Source organism: Lacinutrix venerupis (genome assembly GCF_001971745.1).
In the GTDB taxonomy this organism is placed as follows: Bacteria; Bacteroidota; Bacteroidia; order Flavobacteriales; family Flavobacteriaceae; genus Lacinutrix; species Lacinutrix venerupis.
On record NZ_CP019352.1, the window covers coordinates 909,635 to 929,657 of the forward strand.

General features: G+C 30.0%; 21 protein-coding genes. 11 read left to right on the forward strand and 10 right to left on the reverse strand.

Annotated elements, in window-relative coordinates; all coding sequences use genetic code 11:
• Positions 1 to 35: 35 nt before the first annotated feature.
• Positions 36 to 362, forward strand: coding sequence for a thermonuclease family protein (locus BWR22_RS04140; RefSeq protein WP_076732166.1), 327 nt, complete (start codon positions 36 to 38; stop codon positions 360 to 362).
• Between the two features lie 46 nt (positions 363 to 408).
• On the opposite strand, the gene BWR22_RS04145 is transcribed toward BWR22_RS04140, so the two are convergent.
• Genes BWR22_RS04145 through BWR22_RS04155 form a run of 3 tightly spaced genes read right to left on the reverse strand, consistent with a single transcriptional unit; the run spans position 409 to position 3,143 of the window.
• Positions 409 to 957 carry a DUF4136 domain-containing protein gene (locus BWR22_RS04145; protein WP_076732167.1) on the reverse strand — a complete coding sequence of 183 codons (549 nt, stop codon included), beginning with the start codon at positions 955 to 957 and terminating at the stop codon, positions 409 to 411.
• A gap of 19 nt (positions 958 to 976) precedes the next feature.
• Positions 977 to 2,962 carry a urocanate hydratase gene (locus BWR22_RS04150; RefSeq protein ID WP_076732168.1) on the reverse strand — a complete coding sequence of 662 codons (1,986 nt, stop codon included), beginning with the start codon at positions 2,960 to 2,962 and terminating at the stop codon, positions 977 to 979.
• 1 nt (position 2,963) lies between these two features.
• Complete coding sequence (locus tag BWR22_RS04155) at positions 2,964 to 3,143, reverse strand: DUF5522 domain-containing protein (RefSeq protein WP_076732169.1); 180 nt, start codon at positions 3,141 to 3,143, stop codon at positions 2,964 to 2,966.
• A 50-nt stretch (positions 3,144 to 3,193) separates the two neighbouring features.
• On the opposite strand from BWR22_RS04155, the gene BWR22_RS04160 reads away from it, so the two are divergent.
• The 4 genes from BWR22_RS04160 to hemL are packed head-to-tail and all read left to right on the forward strand — an operon-like array spanning position 3,194 to position 6,539.
• Positions 3,194 to 3,526: a hypothetical protein gene (locus tag BWR22_RS04160; RefSeq protein ID WP_076732170.1), complete on the forward strand. Its 333-nt coding sequence runs from the start codon at positions 3,194 to 3,196 to the stop codon at positions 3,524 to 3,526.
• Positions 3,523 to 4,434 (forward strand): 1-aminocyclopropane-1-carboxylate deaminase/D-cysteine desulfhydrase, encoded by a 912-nt coding sequence (locus BWR22_RS04165; RefSeq protein WP_076732171.1) that lies wholly within the window; start codon positions 3,523 to 3,525, stop codon positions 4,432 to 4,434. The genes BWR22_RS04160 and BWR22_RS04165 overlap by 4 nt, the downstream gene beginning before the upstream one ends.
• A gap of 3 nt (positions 4,435 to 4,437) precedes the next feature.
• A complete protein-coding gene (locus tag BWR22_RS04170; protein ID WP_076732172.1) occupies positions 4,438 to 5,253 on the forward strand; it encodes a glucosaminidase domain-containing protein in 816 nt (271 codons plus the stop codon).
• A gap of 5 nt (positions 5,254 to 5,258) precedes the next feature.
• Positions 5,259 to 6,539 carry a glutamate-1-semialdehyde 2,1-aminomutase gene (gene hemL, locus BWR22_RS04175; protein WP_076732173.1) on the forward strand — a complete coding sequence of 427 codons (1,281 nt, stop codon included), beginning with the start codon at positions 5,259 to 5,261 and terminating at the stop codon, positions 6,537 to 6,539.
• A gap of 74 nt (positions 6,540 to 6,613) precedes the next feature.
• Here hemL and BWR22_RS04180 read toward each other — a convergent pair whose 3' ends face one another.
• Both BWR22_RS04180 and BWR22_RS04185 read right to left on the reverse strand, forming a co-directional pair.
• The gene (locus BWR22_RS04180; protein ID WP_076732174.1) at positions 6,614 to 6,967 is read right to left on the reverse strand and encodes a hypothetical protein; all 354 of its coding nucleotides are present in this window, start codon (positions 6,965 to 6,967) and stop codon (positions 6,614 to 6,616) included.
• A gap of 114 nt (positions 6,968 to 7,081) precedes the next feature.
• The gene (locus BWR22_RS04185) at positions 7,082 to 7,564 is read right to left on the reverse strand and encodes a hypothetical protein (RefSeq protein ID WP_076732175.1); all 483 of its coding nucleotides are present in this window, start codon (positions 7,562 to 7,564) and stop codon (positions 7,082 to 7,084) included.
• Between the two features lie 210 nt (positions 7,565 to 7,774).
• Here BWR22_RS04185 and BWR22_RS04190 point away from each other — a divergent pair, with 210 nt between their 5' ends.
• The gene (locus tag BWR22_RS04190) at positions 7,775 to 8,773 is read left to right on the forward strand and encodes a hypothetical protein (RefSeq protein ID WP_076732176.1); all 999 of its coding nucleotides are present in this window, start codon (positions 7,775 to 7,777) and stop codon (positions 8,771 to 8,773) included.
• A gap of 4 nt (positions 8,774 to 8,777) precedes the next feature.
• Here BWR22_RS04190 and BWR22_RS04195 read toward each other — a convergent pair whose 3' ends face one another.
• The gene (locus BWR22_RS04195) at positions 8,778 to 9,239 is read right to left on the reverse strand and encodes a hypothetical protein (RefSeq protein WP_076732177.1); all 462 of its coding nucleotides are present in this window, start codon (positions 9,237 to 9,239) and stop codon (positions 8,778 to 8,780) included.
• A gap of 108 nt (positions 9,240 to 9,347) precedes the next feature.
• On the opposite strand from BWR22_RS04195, the gene BWR22_RS04200 reads away from it, so the two are divergent.
• The gene (locus BWR22_RS04200; protein ID WP_076732178.1) at positions 9,348 to 10,991 is read left to right on the forward strand and encodes a dipeptidyl-peptidase 3 family protein; all 1,644 of its coding nucleotides are present in this window, start codon (positions 9,348 to 9,350) and stop codon (positions 10,989 to 10,991) included.
• 75 nt (positions 10,992 to 11,066) lie between these two features.
• Here the strand turns inward: BWR22_RS04200 and BWR22_RS04205 are convergent, their stop codons facing one another.
• On the reverse strand, positions 11,067 to 11,921 hold the full coding sequence (locus BWR22_RS04205; protein ID WP_076732179.1) for an energy transducer TonB: 855 nt from the start codon (positions 11,919 to 11,921) through the stop codon (positions 11,067 to 11,069).
• Positions 11,922 to 12,075: 154 nt separating this feature from the next.
• On the opposite strand from BWR22_RS04205, the gene BWR22_RS04210 reads away from it, so the two are divergent.
• On the forward strand, positions 12,076 to 12,939 hold the full coding sequence (locus BWR22_RS04210) for a winged helix-turn-helix domain-containing protein (protein ID WP_076732180.1): 864 nt from the start codon (positions 12,076 to 12,078) through the stop codon (positions 12,937 to 12,939).
• 78 nt (positions 12,940 to 13,017) lie between these two features.
• Here the strand turns inward: BWR22_RS04210 and lysS are convergent, their stop codons facing one another.
• Positions 13,018 to 14,712, reverse strand: coding sequence for a lysine--tRNA ligase (lysS, locus tag BWR22_RS04215; RefSeq protein WP_076732181.1), 1,695 nt, complete (start codon positions 14,710 to 14,712; stop codon positions 13,018 to 13,020).
• A 107-nt stretch (positions 14,713 to 14,819) separates the two neighbouring features.
• Between lysS and BWR22_RS04220 the strand changes: the two genes are divergently transcribed.
• The 3 genes from BWR22_RS04220 (at position 14,820) to BWR22_RS04230 (ending at position 17,418) form a co-directional block, all read left to right on the forward strand.
• Positions 14,820 to 14,978: a YqaE/Pmp3 family membrane protein gene (locus tag BWR22_RS04220; RefSeq protein WP_076732182.1), complete on the forward strand. Its 159-nt coding sequence runs from the start codon at positions 14,820 to 14,822 to the stop codon at positions 14,976 to 14,978.
• A gap of 88 nt (positions 14,979 to 15,066) precedes the next feature.
• Entirely contained in the window at positions 15,067 to 15,771 is a 705-nt protein-coding gene (gene lipB, locus BWR22_RS04225; RefSeq protein WP_076732183.1) for a lipoyl(octanoyl) transferase LipB, read from the forward strand.
• Between the two features lie 177 nt (positions 15,772 to 15,948).
• On the forward strand, positions 15,949 to 17,418 hold the full coding sequence (locus BWR22_RS04230) for an autotransporter outer membrane beta-barrel domain-containing protein (protein ID WP_076732184.1): 1,470 nt from the start codon (positions 15,949 to 15,951) through the stop codon (positions 17,416 to 17,418).
• Positions 17,419 to 17,420: 2 nt separating this feature from the next.
• Here the strand turns inward: BWR22_RS04230 and BWR22_RS04235 are convergent, their stop codons facing one another.
• Together BWR22_RS04235 and BWR22_RS04240 are read right to left on the reverse strand one after the other, a co-directional pair.
• A complete protein-coding gene (locus BWR22_RS04235; RefSeq protein WP_076732185.1) occupies positions 17,421 to 18,314 on the reverse strand; it encodes a hypothetical protein in 894 nt (297 codons plus the stop codon).
• A gap of 125 nt (positions 18,315 to 18,439) precedes the next feature.
• Positions 18,440 to 19,936, reverse strand: coding sequence for a hypothetical protein (locus BWR22_RS04240; RefSeq protein ID WP_076732186.1), 1,497 nt, complete (start codon positions 19,934 to 19,936; stop codon positions 18,440 to 18,442).
• Between the last annotated feature and the right edge of the window lie 87 nt (positions 19,937 to 20,023).

Here is a 20,023-nt window from a genome sequence, read left to right on the forward strand (position 1 = left end):
GTAAATTGATTTTCAGTAAATTAAAATTAAATTTTATGTATAATTATTACGCTAAAATAATAGGTGTTTACGATGGTGACACTGTAACCGCAGTTGTAGATTTAGGGTTTCTACATTCTCAAGAAATGAAACTTCGTCTTTATGGTATTGATACTCCAGAATTACGTGGAGAAGAAAAAGAAGAGGGAAAAAAAGTTAGAGATATTTTAAGAGAAATGATTCTTGATAAAGAAGTCGAGCTTATAACATATAAAGATAAACAAGGAAAATACGGACGTTATTTAGCGACTATTATTATAGATGGCATCGATGTTAACCAATGGTTAGTTGCAAATGGTCATGCAAAGGTTTATTTGCCATAAAAAAAAGCGATTCATTTTTATTTTGAACCGCGTTTTAAAGTGTTTTTTATTTTTTCCATTCTGGTGGATATTCCATCATGATTTCTGAAACAAATTCTTTTATTCTTGCTTCTTTTTTATCTACATTAGAAGTTCTGCTTAAATAACCAGAACCTTTACCTTGCCAAACTAGTTCTTTCTTTTTAGCATCAATAAGATCTATGTATAATGAACCTTGTATTGAAGAAGTAACATTGTGGTTTAAATTACCGTAAAAAGGGCTCCATCCCCAACCATAACCAAAACCACCATATCCGTTATTCCAAACATTTACTTCTTGCCTTTCTTTTGTAAAAATACTAACAAGTAAATCTGGTTTTTCAGATTTTGTAAATCCTTTTGCAATAAGTTCAGCTTCTATAGCTCTTAAAATTCTACGTTTGTCTAAATCGCTAATTTCAGCTTTATCAATTCCTGTTTTAAAAAACGCAAAAGTTTTATAATTGTTGAAATCTGCATTTTTATCGTAATCTGAAGCTACCTGAACAGACGAGCAAGAGCTAATAATAATTAATAATGCTAAAAATGGTAATGTTTTTTGTATTAATTTTTTCATAGTAAAAAGATTTAAATAGTTATAACGAATCAATTATAGCATCATCTACAGTGTTAGGTAATGTTACTTTTAAATTAGGCTCTATTTCCATGGCTCGCTTTATGGCAAAAATCGCGCCTTCGTTTCTAGCCCAACTTCTTCGTGAAATTCCGTTATTTACATCCCAGAATAGCATTGATTTTAAGCGCGTTGATGCTTCTTTACTACCATCAAGAACCATACCAAAACCGCCGTTAATAACTTCTCCCCAACCAACGCCACCACCGTTGTGAATACTTACCCAGGTTGCACCACGAAAACTATCGCCAATAACGTTGTGTATTGCCATATCTGCTGTAAAGCGTGAACCATCGTAAATATTACTAGTTTCACGGTATGGAGAATCTGTACCAGAAACATCATGATGGTCTCGGCCTAAAATAACAGTTCCTATTTCTTCTTTTGCAATAGCTTGGTTAAAAGCTTCGGCTATTTTTGCTCTACCTTCAGCATCTGCATAAAGTATTCTTGCTTGCGAGCCAACGACTAGTTTATTTTCTTGGGCACCTTTTATCCATTGAATGTTATCTGCCATTTGCTGTTGTATCTCTTCTGGAGAATTTTGTTTTATTTCTTCTAAAACAGCACAAGCAATAGCATCGGTTTTTGCTAAGTCTTCTGGTTTCCCAGAAGCGCAAACCCACCTAAATGGTCCAAAACCATAATCGAAACACATTGGTCCCATAATATCTTGAACATAGCTTGGGTATTTAAAATCTACTCCGTTTTTTGCCATAACATCTGCACCAGCACGAGAAGCTTCTAATAAAAAAGCATTACCGTAATCGAAAAAATAGGTTCCTTTTGCTGTGTGTTTATTTATGGCTTTAGCATGACGACGTAATGTTTTTTGAACTTCGGTTTTAAAAGCTTCAGGATTATTTGCCATCATATCATTTGCTTCTTCAAAAGATAAACCTACAGGATAATAACCACCAGCCCAAGGATTATGAAGTGATGTTTGGTCGCTTCCTAAATCTATATGTATGTTTTCTTGGTCAAATTTTTCCCAAACATCTACAATGTTGCCTAGATAAGCTATTGAAATAGTTTCTTTATTGGCTTTCGCTTTATTTACACGCGTTACCAATTCATCTAAATTGGTGATTTTTTCGTTTATCCAACCTTGATCTAAACGTACTTGAGTTATTTTCGGATTTACTTCTGCGCAAACTGTAATGCAACCAGCAATATTTCCGGCTTTTGGTTGTGCACCAGACATACCACCTAATCCAGAGGTGACAAATAAATTACCTTTTGGCTCTTTTTTTATTTTTCTAAATCCATTTAAAACGGTAATAGTTGTACCATGAACAATACCTTGTGGACCAATATACATGTAGCTTCCAGCAGTCATTTGCCCATATTGTGTAACACCTAATGCATTAAATTTTTCCCAATCGTCTGGTTGCGAGTAATTAGGTATCATCATTCCATTTGTAACGACTACTCTAGGAGCATTTTTATGAGATGGAAATAAGCCCATTGGATGACCAGAGTACATAACTAAGGTTTGCTCATCATTCATTTCGGCTAAATACTTCATGGTTAACCTATATTGTGCCCAATTAGAAAATACACCACCGTTACCACCATATGTAATAAGTTCGTGTGGATGTTGTGCAACAGCATAATCTAAGTTGTTTTGAATCATTAACATGATTGCTGCTGCTTGTTTAGATTTTGCAGGATACTCTTCTATTGGTCTAGCGTACATTTTGTAATCTGGACGCAAACGGTACATGTAGATTCTTCCGTAAGTATCTAATTCGTTTTTAAATTCTTTTATTAATATTTTATGGTGTTTTTTATCAAAGTACCTAAGAGCATTGCGTAGTGCAAGCTTTTCTTCTTCTTTAGTTAAAATAGCTTTTCTTTTAGGTGCGTGATTTATTTCTTTTTCAAAAGGTTTTACACTTGGTAATTGTTCTGGTATACCTTCTAATATTTGCTCTTTAAATGTCATATTATTTTGCGCCTTTACTTTTTTTTACTGAGTTTGTTTTTTTATCAAATCCGTATGGGCAATGCCTACAACCACTTTCGCAACAATAGCCTCTTTTTAAATGGTATTGTTCTGTAAAGCATTTATAACCTTCGGTTGTTAAATAGTAATCGCCTTCTTCTATTGGAGTATATTTCTTCATTATATTACAAATATAACTTAAATTGGAGTGATTTTTGAAAACATCAATTTGTGATATTAATTTCTAAATATTTAGTGCCTAAAGGTTATACTGGTATAACAATATTTCCATTTGTTTTTTTAAAGAGTAAAGCTTTAAAGAAAGATAAGGTATTGATTAATCATGAAAAAATTCATTTAAAACAGCAGCTAGAGTTATTAATAATTCCTTTTTATTTTTTTTATACGCTTGAGTTTTTAATAAGATTGATTCAGTATAAAAATTGGTATAAAGCATATAGAAATATCTCTTTTGAAAGAGAGTCTTACACCAATGAAGCTAATTTAAAGTATTTAAAGGAGCGCAATTTTTGGAGTTTTTTAAAGTATCTTCGCAGCCCATGATTTTTAAAGTAGAGCAAAGTATAAATGAGGCTGTTAAATTAAAAAACAGCTCAAATGTCTCGTTATATATTAAACGAGAAGACGCTATACATAATATTATTTCCGGAAATAAATACAGGAAATTAAAATACAATATCGAAGCAGCAAAATCAAAAAACAAGACTGTTTTATTAACTTTTGGAGGTGCTTTTTCAAATCATATAGCCGCAGTTGCAGCAGCAGGAAACGTATACGGTTTTAAAACAATAGGAGTTATAAGAGGTGAAGAGTTAGCATCTAAAATTGATGAAAATACAACTTTAAACTATGCTAGAAATTGTGGTATGGTATTTAAGTTTGTTAGCCGTAGTGATTTTAGAAAAAAAAATGATTCTAATTTTATTGAAGCCTTAAGAATGGAATTTGGAAACTTTTATGTAATTCCTGAAGGCGGTACAAATAGTTTAGCTGTAAAAGGATGTGAGGAAATATTGCTAGAAGAAGATTATAATTTCGATTATGTCTGTGCTCCAGTTGGAACAGGAGGAACTTTAGCAGGTTTAATTAATGGTTCAAAACCTAATCAGCAAATTTTAGGTTTTTCAGCCTTAAAAGGAGACTTTTTACAAGAAGATATTAGTAAATTTGCTAAACAAAATAATTGGGAGTTAGTTAATAATTACCATTTTGGTGGGTACGCGAAAATAAATACAGATTTAATTACGTTTATAAACAGATTTAAGACAGAAAATAAAATTCAGTTAGATCCAATTTATACAGGAAAAATGATGTATGGAATTGTAGATATGATTAAAAATAATTATTTTCCAGAAGGCTCAAGAATTTTAGCAGTACATACAGGAGGAATACAAGGTATTGCAGGAATGAATAATAGATTAAAACAGAAAAATTTACCATTAATACAATAGTTGATGAAAAGATTATTTACAATATTATGCTTAATGGCTTTAGTTGCAAGTTGTGGCTCAAGCAAAAAAGTAACCACTAAAAAATCTAAAACCAAAACAGAGCGTGTAGTTAAAACTAAAAAGAAACCTAGAGTTGTTGTAAATGCTCCAGAAAACAAGGAGGTTACTGTTGTTATAAAAGAAACTCCAGAACAATATGCAACACCAACAGATGAGTATATAGCTATTTACAGCGATATTGCTCAAGACGAAATGCGTAACTATGGTGTTCCTGCTAGTATTACTTTAGCTCAAGGTATTTTAGAGTCTGGATCTGGAAAAGGAAGGTTATCTGTTGAGGCTAATAATCATTTTGGTATAAAGTGTCATACAGGTTGGACTGGTGGTAAAATTTATCATGATGATGATGCTAGCCAAGAATGTTTCAGAAAATATAAAAATTCTAAATATTCTTTTAGAGATCACTCTCTATTTTTAAAAGAACGTTCTCGATATGCAGGATTGTTTCAACTTGGAAAAGGAGACTACGAAGCTTGGGCAAAAGGTTTAAGAAAAGCAGGATATGCAACAGATAGAAAATATCCAGAAAAACTAATAAGTTTAATAGAACGTTATCAACTATATCGTTTCGATAACGAAGTTTTAGGAGTTGAAACAGAATTAAACGATAAGCATACAGTTGTATCTGGTGATACTTTATATTCATTATCTAGAAAATATAATATTTCAGTATCAGAACTTAAAGTTTTAAATAGTTTAGAGTCTAGCGATTTATTTGTTGGACAAGTATTATTTATCAAGCCCTTACCAAAAGATTAATTATAATGATTTATAAACGTAGTAGTACTCTTTTTGCAAATGCAGAAAAAGTAATTCCTGGAGGTGTAAATTCTCCAGTTCGAGCCTTTAAAGCCGTAGGTGGAACACCAATTTTTGTTAAAGAAGCTAAAGGTGCATATTTATATGATGAAGATGGAAATGTTCTAATAGATTATATAAATTCTTGGGGACCAATGATTCTTGGTCACGCATACGCTCCTGTAGTTAACGCCGTTGTAGAAAAGGCAAAAAAAGGAACGTCCTTTGGAATGCCTACCGAAATTGAAACTGAAATTGCAGAATTAGCAGTATCAATGGTACCAAATATTGATAAAATTAGATTTGTAAACTCTGGAACCGAAGCTTGTATGAGTGCTGTAAGGTTAGCAAGAGGTTATACAGGAAAAGACAAAATTATAAAATTTGCAGGCTGTTATCATGGCCATAGCGATTCATTTTTAATACAAGCAGGAAGTGGAGCAGTAACTTTTGGAAGCCCTAATAGTCCTGGAGTAACAGAAGGTACAGCAAAAGATACATTACTGGCCAACTATAACGATTTAAAGAATGTAGAGGCATTAATACAAGCTAATAAAAATGAAATAGCTTGTATTATTTTAGAGCCAGTTGCAGGAAATATGGGTTGTATACCTCCAGTTGCAGGTTTTTTAGAAGGCTTAAGGTCGCTTTGCGATGCCAATGATATTTTATTAATATTTGATGAGGTAATGACTGGTTTCCGTCTTGCAAAAGGTGGAGCTCAACAATTATTAAACGTTAATGCAGATATTGTTTGTTTTGGAAAAGTAATTGGTGGTGGATTACCTGTTGGAGCTTTTGCTGCTAGAAATGAAATAATGAATTATTTAGCACCTTTAGGACCTGTTTATCAAGCAGGAACATTAAGTGGAAATCCATTAGCTATGGCAGCAGGATTAGCAATGTTAAAAGCATTAAACGAAGATTCTGAAATATTCAATAGATTGGCAGAAAAAACCGAATATTTGCATAAAGGCTTAGCTAAAGTTTTAGAAAAAAATAATATTACACATACAATTAATAGAATGGGTTCTATGATTTCTGTTCATTTTAATGAAGAAAAAGTAATAGATTTTAAAACAGCAGCTAAAGGAAATAATGAAAGGTTTAAAACCTTTTTTCATGGTATGCTTAATAACGGTATTTATATAGCTCCAAGTGCATTTGAAACTTGGTTTATAACAGATGCTTTAACCTACGAAGATTTAGACAAAACAATAGCAGCTTGTGATGCTGTATTTAAATAATATTAAAATAAGCTCAATAAAAAAAGGCGATAACTATTTTAGTTATCGCCTTTTTTTATGTTTAAAAATAATTGTTAGTCCACAGTGTGTTCTAATTCATTTATAATTAAATATCTTTTATATAAGTCATTTCCTAAAGCGTTTTTTATACCTTCTTGTAAAGTATTATTTAAGGTTGCCATAGAATTGTTATAATCTGAAGATCCAGATTCTTGGTGCTCAGAAATAGATAAAAATTTGTATTCGTATGCTTGGTAAGCTTTATATACCTTTTCTAAAGTATTATCGTCAAATTTTAATGTAGAACGTAATTCTTTAGCTTTAAGGTAAGCCTTTTCATTAACTTTAGCATTGTCTTGAGCTAATGCAGATTGAGTTCCAATTAATAAAGCAAAAGCAAAAAAGCAAAAAGTAAATATTTTTTTCATTGTCTTAGAAGTTATTCGTTAATATACCAAAGTAAAGCTATTTACTTAACTATTGCAAATAAAAAAGTGCCGAATAGATAATCGGCACTTTTTTACTATTAAATGATTTAGGAGTTATTCTTTCTCCATTTTATGCTCTTTCTTTTCACCTTTTTTGCCCTTCATTTTACCACGCATTCCTTTATTCCCACGTCTTTTAGACATTTTTGAATACTTTTCATATTGCTCTGGTGTTAAAATAGCTTTCATTTCTCTTTTTGTAGCAATTTCTTGGTCTAACCTTTCGTTTTCTCTTTTTAATTTATCTTCAGGAGAAAGTTTTTTGTCAGTGTCTTTTGCTGCCATTCGTTTTTCCATTGCAGCTTTGCGTAAATCTGCATTTTTAATATTTATTTGCTCAACTTTACTTTGTTGTTCTGGAGTAAGATCTAGTGCAAGCGTCATTTTTTTAGTTTGTAAAGCTGCAATTTCTTTGGAATCCATATTTCTATACTGTTCCATTTTTTCTTTTCTCAGCTCTTTTTTGTTTTCTTTTTTGTCTTGAGCATTTATTTGTAATGCAAATAATGCTACTGCTACTATTAATAATTTTTTCATGTTTTTATTGTTTTAAATTGTTCTACACTCTTAAGACAAATAAAAACGAGAATAGTTTAAATGTCATTAAATATTTAGCTTTTAATTAACATTTTATGCGTTATAAATAAGCTCTTAGTATTTGTAATGTATAAATCTAAAATTGCATAAAATATGTTTTATTATAATAGATAATATATAGTATATTGTTTTTTTTTAATTTTAAAATAAATGAAAAACCTTGTACTACTATTTTTAAGTTTCTATAGCGTTTTGTCCTTTGGGCAAATTAATAACGGATTTATAGATAACTCAATAACCAATTTTAAACTTAACGAATTTACAGATGAAATAGATTTATATTCTTATTACTTTTTTATCGATTATTTAGAAAATAATCAAGATGAATTTTATGTTTTTGACGAAAAGTATTCTGGAGATATAAAACAAATAAAAACCAAGGTTTATAAAGAAAATGAAGCAGATGAAAATTTTCTAGGTTCTCGATTTGAAATCTTCAACAATAAAAACCAGAAAAAATATGCCAAAGATTTAGATAAACCAGATGATAGAGAAAACTCTGTTAAAGAGTATTTTTATACATATAATGAAGAAAATAAATTAAAAGATTTAAAATTAGTACTTAAATACGATTCTAAAAATATTCAAGAATTAGAAAGTGTTTATTATAATTTTGAGCACTATAAAGACTCTATAGTTATAAGTCAAAAAGAAGACTTTTACAAAAATGTAGTTGACGATCCAGATTTTAATGATGATTCTAAAGGTGAGTTTGAAAAATTTCAGAAACTATACTTTAAAGATAACAAGTTAGTAAAAAACGAAAGCTTTTCAGGACTTTCCAATTCTAATTCTTATATAACATACAACAACAATGGTTACGAAATAAAAGATGAAGGTTATTTATCTACAAATAATGTATTAATGACTTATAATAAAAACAAAAATGAAGTGCGTTTTTCTAATCAAGAATCCTCAAAAAAGATAAATTTTGTAACTATATATAAGTTTGATGATAATAATAATATTATAAGTGTTTCTGAAGATTTGTATCGAGTTAATGGAGAATATTTAGAGAAGCCTATTCATACAAAAAAACAAACCATAAAATACAAATATGATGAATATAATAATTGGGTTTATAGAGAAGTAAAAAACGAAACTAAAAAAACAATTAAACTGTTTTTTAGAACTATTGAGTATAGATAAAAATTTATCCTAAAGCTCCAGATAAAACCACAAAAAAGGTCAAAATATAGCACACTAGGCCTGTAACTACATTTGCTTTAATAAAACGCATGCCATAAGAATCTTCTTCAGACAAAGTGGCCGCAATAATTAAGGATAAAAGTATAGAGCCTACAGGTATTACTCTAAATAGAATTATATCTAAATTGTCTAATAATTTTAGTAAATCGTATTCGTTGGTGCTCTGCTGCGTAATTGCAAAATAGGTAGCAAAAATAAAAACACCACTTAGCGCCAAACAAATAACTAGAGTCCAAGCCATTCTGTTTTCTTTATTATTTTTTACAATAACTTTAGCATGACTAAATAAAAGGTTTTTTGTACTTTCATCAATGTCTTGCTCATTTAAATAGGCTCTAGCTAGTAAAATATTGTTTTCTTTTTTTAAAATAAGCTTTATGTGCTCAAGATGTTGGTTTGCATTCATTATAATGGCAATATTTTAAATTTAAATAACAGAATTTTACCTCTTGTCTAATTTAATACTTATTAAATTAACTAACTTTACAAAGCGATAATTAATTCCAATAAATCAATGAAAAAAATAATATATATTTTAGTATTTGCTGCTGCTTTTTCTTGTAAAGAAGAAGTTAAACAAGTAGAAACTATAGAAACAGAAAACACAACAACCGAAATGCAAACCAATCTTGATAAATACGTTAATGTTAAATTAACAACAGATTTAAGTGTTTTATCCGATAAAGAAAGACAAATGCTACCTATATTAATTAGTGCAGCTAATAAAATGAACGATTTATTTTGGTACGAAGCTTATGGAGATTGTGATGCTTTATTAGCAGATATTAAAGACGAAGATACCAAGAAGTATGTAAAAATAAATTATGGGCCTTGGGATAGGTTGGCAAATAACAAACCGTTTGTAGAAGGAATTGGCGAAAAACCAAAAGGAGCTAATTTTTATCCAGCAGATATAACTAAAGAAGAGTTTGAGACTGCCGAAATGGAAAACAAATCAAGTCTTTATAATTTTGTGAGACGTGATAACGACGGTAAGTTATATACAATACCTTATCATAAAAAGTTTGAGGCAGAAGTAAAAGAAGTGTCAAATTTATTATTAGAAGCTTCAAAATTAGCAGAAGATGCTGGTTTAAAAAAGTATTTAGAATTAAGAGCACAAGCAGTATTAAACGACGAATACCAAGAAAGTGATTTTGCTTGGATGGATATGAAAACAAACACACTTGATATTGTAATTGGTCCTATAGAAACTTACGAAGATCAACTTTTTGGAAATAAAGCAGCGCACGAAGGCTATGTATTAATTAAAGATCAAGAGTGGAGCGCAAAATTAGCTAAGTTTAGTAGTTTTTTACCAGAGCTTCAAAAAGGATTACCTGTAGAAGAAAAATACAAAAAAGAAAAACCAGGTACAGATAGCGATTTAAATGCTTATGATGTTGTGTTTTATGCAGGAGATTGTAACTCAGGTAGTAAAACTATAGCTATTAACTTACCTAACGATGAAGAAGTACAACTTAAAAAAGGAACAAGACGTTTACAGCTTAAAAATGCTATGCGTGCTAAATTCGATAAAATATTAATACCAATTTCGAATGTGTTAATAGACGAAAGCCAGCGTAAACACGTTACTTTTGATGCCTTTTTTGAAAACACAATGTTTCATGAAGTTGCTCACGGATTAGGAATAAAAAATACAATTAACGGAAATGGAACAGTAAGAACTTCGCTTAAAGAACACGCTAGCGCTTTAGAAGAAGGTAAAGCAGATATTTTAGGATTATACATGGTAGAACAATTACATAAAAAAGGTGAGTTAACAAATGATTTAAAAGATAACATGGTAACTTTTATGGCAGGTATCTTTAGATCGGTGCGTTTTGGAGCATCAAGTGCTCACGGTAAAGCAAACATGATAAGATTTAATTTCTTTAACCAAATGGGAGCTTTTACAAGAAATAGTAATGGTACATATACTGTAAATTTTGAAAAACTAAAAACAGCTATGGAAATGCTATCTCAAGTTATTTTAACTTACCAAGGAGATGGTGATTATGAAGGCGTTGCCAAGTTTGTTAAAAATTATGGTAGTATTGCTAAAGAGCTTCAAAGCGATTTAAACCGTTTAAGCGATGCTAATATTCCAGTAGATGTTGTATTCGAGCAAGGAGTTGAAACTTTAGGTTTGGAATAATTTAAATTGGTAGAAAAGTTAGAATAAGTAAAGGAATTACAGAAATGTAATTCCTTTACTATTTTATTTAGATTTTTAGCAGCCTATTAAACCAAAAGATACTACTTGTTCTTGACTTATTTTTTCTCCTTTTTCGTTTTCTGCAGGATTCCATTTTCCGGGTAAATTTTTAATTAATGCTATCATGGTTTTATCAACTAAAGGATAATTTGAGCTTCTGTCTAATTTAACATCTGAAATTTTACCGTCTTTACTTACTGTAAAGTATATTTTAGCAGGTTGTAATTTCATTGGGTCAACATTAGCTTCTTCTCTAACGGCTTTACTGTTTTCTCTTAAATAAGTTTTAAGGGCCTCTTTTCCTTTAATATATTCTGCTTGTTTTTCTGGAACAATTGTTATGTGAGGTGAGTTAAATTTATGTTCTAATTGGCCAATATAATTTTTTTGTAAATATTCTATGCGAATATTAAAGTGAGAAGAGTAATCGAAAGATTTAATTAGCTTTAATTGTGCATCTGTAAATGATTTTGTGTAACCAATTTCTCTTTTTTGCGTTTGTCTTTCGTTTTCAATAACAATAATTTCAACAAATTTAATACTAGAAATAGAGCTTAGTTCTTCTTCTGTAAAAAAATGATTAAGTGAAGTTGCTTTTTTTATAGCACTTTTTTTCATTGGTTTAAATCTAGAGCCTACATCATAAATAAAATCTTCAAAAACTTCAGGTTCTGTTTTAATGGTATCATTTTTTAAAACTGGACCTATTGGTTCTTTATATGTAAAATTGGAGTCTAATTTATTGTTTGATTTTATGGCAATAGCTTTTACATTCTGTTTTTTATTTTTAAACTCTTTTTTGGTTACTACAAAAGCACTTAAGCTTAATGCTATAATTATTGCTATAAAAATTAATATTTTCTTTTTCATATCTGTTACGTTTTAAAGATTGATAAATGGATTATATACTTGTTTTGCTGTTACAAATCTATGATGGCTTGATAGTTAAATATGTAAAAAGAATGTAAAAGAAGTGTCAACTATTGTAAAAAGTCACGAAATTGTATGTTATTTATGGCTAATTATGAATATTAAAACTCCACTTAAATATAAAAGCCTCACTTTATGTGTGCTTCTATTTTGCATTATATCTTGTAATACTACTACAGATAATAACTTTACCGAAACAGTAAAAATATCTTTACGCGAAGTTGGGCATCAACTATTGTTAGCTAATCAAGATTCTACAACTTTAGTAAAACCAGTTATTAATATAAGCGATAATAAATTTCAAGTAAGTTTTGAAAACACAATATCTATCCAGCCAGATAGTTTGGTTACCATTATTAAAAGCAGTTTTGAAAAAGCAAATTTACCGCAGCAGTACATAACCGAGGTAAACCGATGTTATGATAATGAAGTTGCGTATAGTTATGCAATGAAAGAAGAAGTGGAGCAAGGTATTATACCTTGCATAGGAAGAGAATTAAAAAATGAATGTTATCTGGTAACTGTTCATTTTACAAATATTGCAAAATCAAATAGCAACAAAATAATGTACATATGTGTACTAGTTTTTGTGGTTTTAACCATGTTTGCAATTTTTTTATATAAGCAAAAACCAAAAGATGTTATAGAAACGCAAGAACTTAATTACAGTACTTTAGGGTTGTTTAAATTTTATCCAGAGCAAAATAAATTAATAAAGGAAGCAACAGAAATTAACTTATCTAAAAAAGAGTGTGAAATATTAGCTCTGTTTGTAGCAAAGCCAAATCAAATTATAAAAAGAGAAGAGCTTATAAAAAAAGTTTGGGAAGATAATGGAGTTGTAGTTGGAAGAAGTTTAGATACCTACATATCCAAACTTAGAAAAAAGCTTAAAGAAGATGAGTCTATTAAGCTTACTAATATTCATGGAGTAGGGTATAAGTTAGAAGTTGTCTAGTAAAATTAGAGCATAAAAAAAGGAGCTACATTTTAATAGCTCCTTTTTGATATAAAATTTTATTTAGAGGTTTCCTTTTTAAACCATTTCCACAAATAAACCATCATCGGTTTTGCTAACTTTTGCTACACCAAGTTTGGTTAAGCCTTTTATGGTTTTATCCCATTTTTTATTACTTAAACCAGATTGTCCTTTTAATTCATTTAAATCTATTGGAGAACTCTTTTTTAAGATTTCAAAAACAGCTTTTTCCTCTTCACTCATTGGTACCGCTTTTTTCTCTGGTCTCATTTGCGGGAAGAATAATACTTCTTGTATAGATTGGTTGTTAGTTAAAAACATAATTAACCTGTCCATACCAATTCCCATTCCAGATGTAGGTGGCATACCATATTCTAGAGCACGTAAAAAATCATGATCTATAAACTCTGTAGCCTCATCATCTCCTTTTTGAGCCAGTTTTAATTGGTGTTCAAAACGTTCACGTTGGTCTATTGGGTCGTTAAGTTCAGAATAAGCATTTGCTATTTCTTTACCACAAACCATAAGCTCAAAACGTTCTGTTAATTCTGGATTATCTCTATGCTCTTTACAAAGTGGACTCATTTCCTTTGGATAATCTGTAATAAAGGTTGGTTGTATGTAATTTCCTTCGCATTTTTCACCAAAAATTTCGTCAATTAATTTTCCTTTACCCATAGTAGCATCCACTTCAATTCCCATGCCTTTTGCAGCATCAAAAATTTCGGCTTCTGTTTTTCCTGTAATATCAAATCCTGTAAACTCTTTAATAGAATCTGCCATTGTAATACGTTTGTATGGCGCTTTAAAGTTTACTTTATGTTCTCCAAAAGTAGCTTCGCTTGTTCCATTTACGGCAATTGCACAATGTTCTAAAAGTTTCTCACAGAAATCCATCATCCAGTTGTAGTCTTTATATGCTACATATATTTCCATAGCGGTAAATTCTGGATTGTGCGTTCTATCCATTCCTTCGTTTCTAAAGTTTTTAGAAAACTCATAAACACCATCAAAACCACCAACTATTAAACGTTTTAAGTATAACTCGTTAGCAATACGCATGTATAAAGGAATGTCTAAAGAATTATGATGTGTAATAAAAGGACGTGCAGCTGCTCCACCAGGGATTGGTTGTAATATTGGCGTCTCTACTTCAAAATAACCAGCATCGTTAAAGAAATTACGCATGGCATTAAAAAGTTTAGTACGTTTTACAAACACTTCTTTTACATGTGGATTTACAGCTAAATCGGCATAGCGTTGTCTGTAACGCATTTCTGGATCTACAAATGCATCGTGTTCTTTTCCTTCTGCATCAGTTTTTGGTAATGGTAAAGGTTTTAGTGCTTTACTTAATAAGGTAAAACTTTTTACTAAAACAGTTTTTTCTCCAACTTTAGTTGTAAATAATTCGCCTTCAATACCTATAAAATCTCCAATATCTAATAGTTTTTTATAGACATCGTTATATTTGCTCTTGTCATCACCAGTACAAATTTCATCTCTATTAAAATACACTTGTATTCTACCATCGCTATCTTGAAGCTCTGCAAAACTTGCATTACCTTGAATACGACGCGACATTAAACGTCCAGCAATAATTACCTGTTTACCTTCTTTAAAGTCCTGTTTTATTTGTTTTGATGTTTCGGAAACAGGAAATAAATCGGCTGGATATGGGTTTATTCCCAAATCGCGAAGCTTTGCTAGCTTTTCTCTTCGTACGAGCTCTTGCTCAGATAATTGTGACATAATACTTTTTTAATATAAAAATTTGAAGCCACAAAGATAATGCTTTGTAACAAATCGCAATAGATTGCGTCCTATTTATACATCATCAATCAATTAAAAAATAAATTATGAGTATTTGGAGAGTTATACTTTCAATTATTTGCCCACCTTTAGCGGTATTAGATAAAGGTTGCGGCTCTATAGTAATCACATTTTTATTATGGCTTTGTGGTTGGGTTCCTGGAGTAATTGCAGCTTTGGTAATTTTAAATAATCCTAAGAATTAAATAGGTAGTGTTTGGTTTTTAATAGGTAGCTACTTACTCTTATGCAAAAGCATGATTTTATTCTTAATTTATCGTAATTTTGTAGTCTATGAATAAAACAATTGCACTTCAAGATTTAGGCTCTAAAGATTTTAAAGATACTTGGGATTACCAAGAGGAACTTTTTAAAGGTATTTTAGATACTAAAATTAAGAATAGGAGAGAGGATGCTGGTTTAGAAACCAACAATTACTTTTTGTTTGTAGAGCATCCACATGTTTATACTTTAGGTAAAAGTGGAGATATATCTAATTTATTGTTAGATGAAAAACAACTTACCGAAAAAGGAGCTACGTTTTACAAAATTAACAGAGGAGGCGATATTACCTATCACGGTCCAGGACAAATAGTGGGTTATCCTATTCTAGATTTAGATAACTTTTTTACAGACATACATAAATACCTTCGTTTTTTAGAAGAAATGATAATACTTACATTGGCAGAATATGGGCTAAAAGCCGAGCGTTCTCCTGGTGAAACAGGAGTTTGGTTAGATGTTGGTACACCATTTGCTAGAAAAATATGTGCTATGGGCGTTCGTGCAAGTCGTTGGGTAACTATGCATGGTTTTGCATTAAATGTAAATGCAAATCTTGGGTATTTTGATAATATTATTCCTTGCGGTATTCGCGGTAAAGCAGTGACTTCTCTTAATGTAGAATTAGGAAAAAAAACAGTTGATGAGGCTGAGGTTAAAAGTAAATTGTTAAAGCATTTTATAGCTTTATTTGAAGCTGAAATGATAAATATTTAGTGAGTATTATATAATTATTTTTATAAAAGAATAATTTATAGATAAATGTCTTGTAATACTTTTCTTTAATCTTAACAGAATGTGCTCTTTATCGATATTTAAACGTATTTTATCGATTTTTTTGTTTTTTCATTATTTGATAAACCTTATTTTTGAAGTTCCCTAAAACTTTCAAAAATGAACAAAAAAGTAACCTTCTTAGCTTTTATTGTATTTTCTTTTTATACAATAAAGTCAATATCTCAAGTAGGTATTGGTACAGTAACTCCAGATACATCATCTATTTTAGATATAACATCTACAACACAAGGTTTATTAACACCTAGAATGACTTCTACAGAAAGGCTAAGTATTGCAACTCCTGCTGAAGGATTATTAGTTTACGACACTACAGAAGGCTTCTTTTATTATTGGGATAGCACAACATGGGTTCGTATGTTAGGTGATACAGCAACACCGCAACCTATTAGAGATAATTATAAAATAATAAAAAATATAACCGATTTAGCAGATGAGTTAACTGCTGGTGGTGGCTCTACATACTTATTAAATACTGATTATTTATATGAAATTAATGGAACTATTACCTTTGATTATACTATAGATTTAAATGGAGCTAATTTAGTAGGTAGAGATACTGGAGAAGATATTTTAGTTAATAATTCTGGCGGACCATTATTTTCTGGTATAAATGGAGGAAGAATAAAAGATTTATTAATAGATGGTGGAGGAAATGATGTTTTTAATATAACTAGTGATGCTTCTCAATCTATAATTGGTTATAGCGTTATTGTAACTAATGCCTCTAGTTTAGGTACATTAAGTAATTTTGCTGTTGCATTTTTTGAAGTTTTTCAGGTAGTTAATACTAATAATGGTTTTAACTTATCGAATATAAACTCACTGTTTATTAATAAAGTATTTTGGACAGAAAGTAATACAGGTACTTTTTTAAGCCTTAGTGGTACGTTTCAAAATTTACAGATTGCTAACGGACGAGCGGCAATAGATTCTGGTGAATATGGAATTAATGTAAGTTTAGATCCAACTATTGGTACATCTGCCTCTTTAACTGGAATTAATTTTACAGGTGATGGAGATAGAGTTGTACCTTATACTTCGGGAGCTTATACAGGTTATAATTTTACAAATTCTTGGGATGTAGATTGCCAAGGTATTCCACAAGAAACAGATAATAATTCTATTGGCGATTATAATTTAAGTTTTAACACAGGCACAGGAGCAAATACATTTTACACAGGAAGTGGGATTCCTGTTAAGATTGCTGGTACAACAACAACTAATAACTTGTTTAGATTTAGAGCTGTAGGAAATAACAGGTTAGTTTACGAAGGAAAGAGAACAAGATATTTTACAGTTACTGCTAGTATTTCTTTTAGAGGTGTTGCAAATAACGATGTGCTACTATTTTACGTTGCAAAAGGAAATAACGGAGATGTTGTTGCTTCTCCATTATTAGAAACTGCAACTGCAAGGGAAATAGGTGGTAATTTTGATATTGGAGCCGTTGCTGTAGTTGGTACTGTACAATTAGCTCCTGGAGATTTTGTAGAAATGTGGACAGAAAGAGACTCAGGATCTGGAACATCTGTATTTATTGCTTCGCTAAATATGGTGATACGTTAAAATTATTTTTTTTCAAGTGTCATTACTTCTTCAAGTAAAGATGGTATTCCGCTTGAGCTAATATTATCATTATTCCAAAAACTTAAAACGCAACTAATATAATTATCACGTATTTTTTCGGAAACATAATAAATAGTCAAATTTTTTCCACCAGACATAGATGCTAAAATAGAAGTTACTCCAGTAAGATCATAATATACTTTTTTTGCTGTTGTTGGCACTCCTTCAAAAATAATTTTAATATCTTCTTCTAATTCTACTTCTCCGCCATTTTTTGTTTTCATGGCTTTTAATTGGTTTTGTATTGCTAAGTCTGCACTTTTTTTAGTTTTGTGTACAGACCAATTCATTTGTCCGTTGTAAGGGCATTGAATGTTATTTATATTCATCCAATTGCAATTACCTCCTAATTCAATTTCTCGTCCAGCAAAATTAATTTTGTTAGTTTTTAAAGAACTAAAGCAGTTTTTTGGTATTTTATTATTTATAATTAACTCAATAATTTTTCTTTCAAATTGAGGATTACTTTCATTGTAATAACCAAACCAAAAAATGGAAATTAGATTATCTTTATTTTTAACGAAATAGTTTACGCTAATAGAAGATAAATCATTATTTAATTGTTCGTGTTTGACAATTTTATAATTTTCAAAGTTTAATTCTTTATCTACTTCTTTAGTATCATTTTTTTTGACTTTGTTTTTTCGGTAAGCTTTTTTGAGGTTTTTATCGTTAAATTTTGATGAAATTGTTTGAGATGTAAAATCAATTCCATCTACATTGTAAAACGTAGTACCATTATTGTGAATGGCATTTAATCTGTTAAAAAAATCTTCGTTTTGTGAAGAAACAATTTGAAAGTTAAAAATTAGTAATACTAAAAAAAATCTTTTCATAATAGTTGGTAATAATTTTAAGCATTTTTAAAACATATTTAAAACGAATAAACCAATTTAGTTTATTTGTTTTGTAATATCAAATTGTTGAAAATAGGTGTTTGCAGTGTTAAATAATTATTTGCTTACTCTAAAGTCATAAAAGTTTTTTTCTTTCTACCGTCGCTCATCATAATAAATTTATCTAACTCAAAAGTACCATAGTTTGGTAAATAATAGGTGTTACCTCTATTGTCTTGTATTTTATTGTATGAAACTTCTCCGTTTGTAGTGTATTCAAAATCGTATAGTGCAGAAGATTCAAACCATCCTTTAGATACTTTTGTTCTGCCGTCGTTTTTTTCTGTAAGATTCTTACCAGAGTTTAATACAACATGTAACTTGTCATTTTTTAAAAAAGTGTTATAAGATGGTACATTTGCTCTCTTAAAAATGCTTCTTCCCCAAGCTAGCTCTCCACTTGGGCTAAATTTTAATATTAAAATATCGTCGTAATGGTAAGTTGTTTGCCAATAACCACCAGACATTCCAGTTTGTACATAAACTTGAGTAATATAAAACTCTTCGGCAATTAAAAAAGTACCTCCTTTACTATCTGTTAAAACATAATCTATGTAAAAATTTCTTAGTTCTTTCTTTTTCTTGTTTTTTCTTTTAGCGGTTCTGTAGCCATATAAATCTTCGTAAACTTGTTTAGGTAAGGCTTGTGCTTTTTTAGATTTTACACTAAAATTATTAGTGTCTATAACAAAATCGCACCCACCTTTTATTCGTCCTACATTTAATTCTGAATAGAATCCCATTAAATGTAATTGATTATTGTTTTCTGAAATACTAAGGGATTGTATATGTTCGTCTTTTAATTCTAATGCTAACTCTGTATTACTGTCTTTTGTTATTTTGTTTAAAACAAACTTGTAATTAGCGTCTCCATTAAACTTTTTATTAGAGCGTCCTTTTAAATATAGTTTTCCTAAAGAATATACTGTGCCGTTATTGTCTATATGTAAATCGTTATGTTCGAAGTTTTTCTTTTCGCTTTCTTGGTATGCTTTTGTATAAATTAGTTTTTCGGTTTCTGCATCAAATACACGAATAGTGTATGAGTTTTTGTGTTTTCTAATATTATCTGTAGCTATGGCAAAATATTTACCATTGTTAGATAATGCAAAACTGGTATTGTGGTTTTTTCTGGAGCCAAATAAACTTTGTTTTTTCTCGACAGTAGTGCTAAATATTGTAGATTTATTATAAGATTTTGTGTTTAAATTTAAAGTATGACAGTAAACAATGCGTTCGTCTTTTTTAGGTGCAAATACGGTAAATAGTTTTATGGTATTGTTATAAAATAGATCACCAACATAAGTTTCTTTTTTATCGCTTTCTACAACTTTAGAAAATGTTTTATTGAGATTACTATCGAAAATATCGAAAAGGAAATCTCTTTTTGCGTTTCTTACAATTCCTGTTTCGCCAGAATTATTAGTATGTATTGTTAAGACATCTAAAGATTTTACTTTGTCTTTATATTCTGCACTTTCGCTAACATTTAAATTGGTAGTAGATTGGGAGAAGCTTAATTGTACTATTAGTAATAAGCTTAGAATAAGTAGTTTTTTCATTATGGTTTTTAGATTAGGAATTTAAAATTAAGTGATTTATAGCAAAAAAAAATGACTAATTATTAGCGTTTATAATGTAGTCATTTC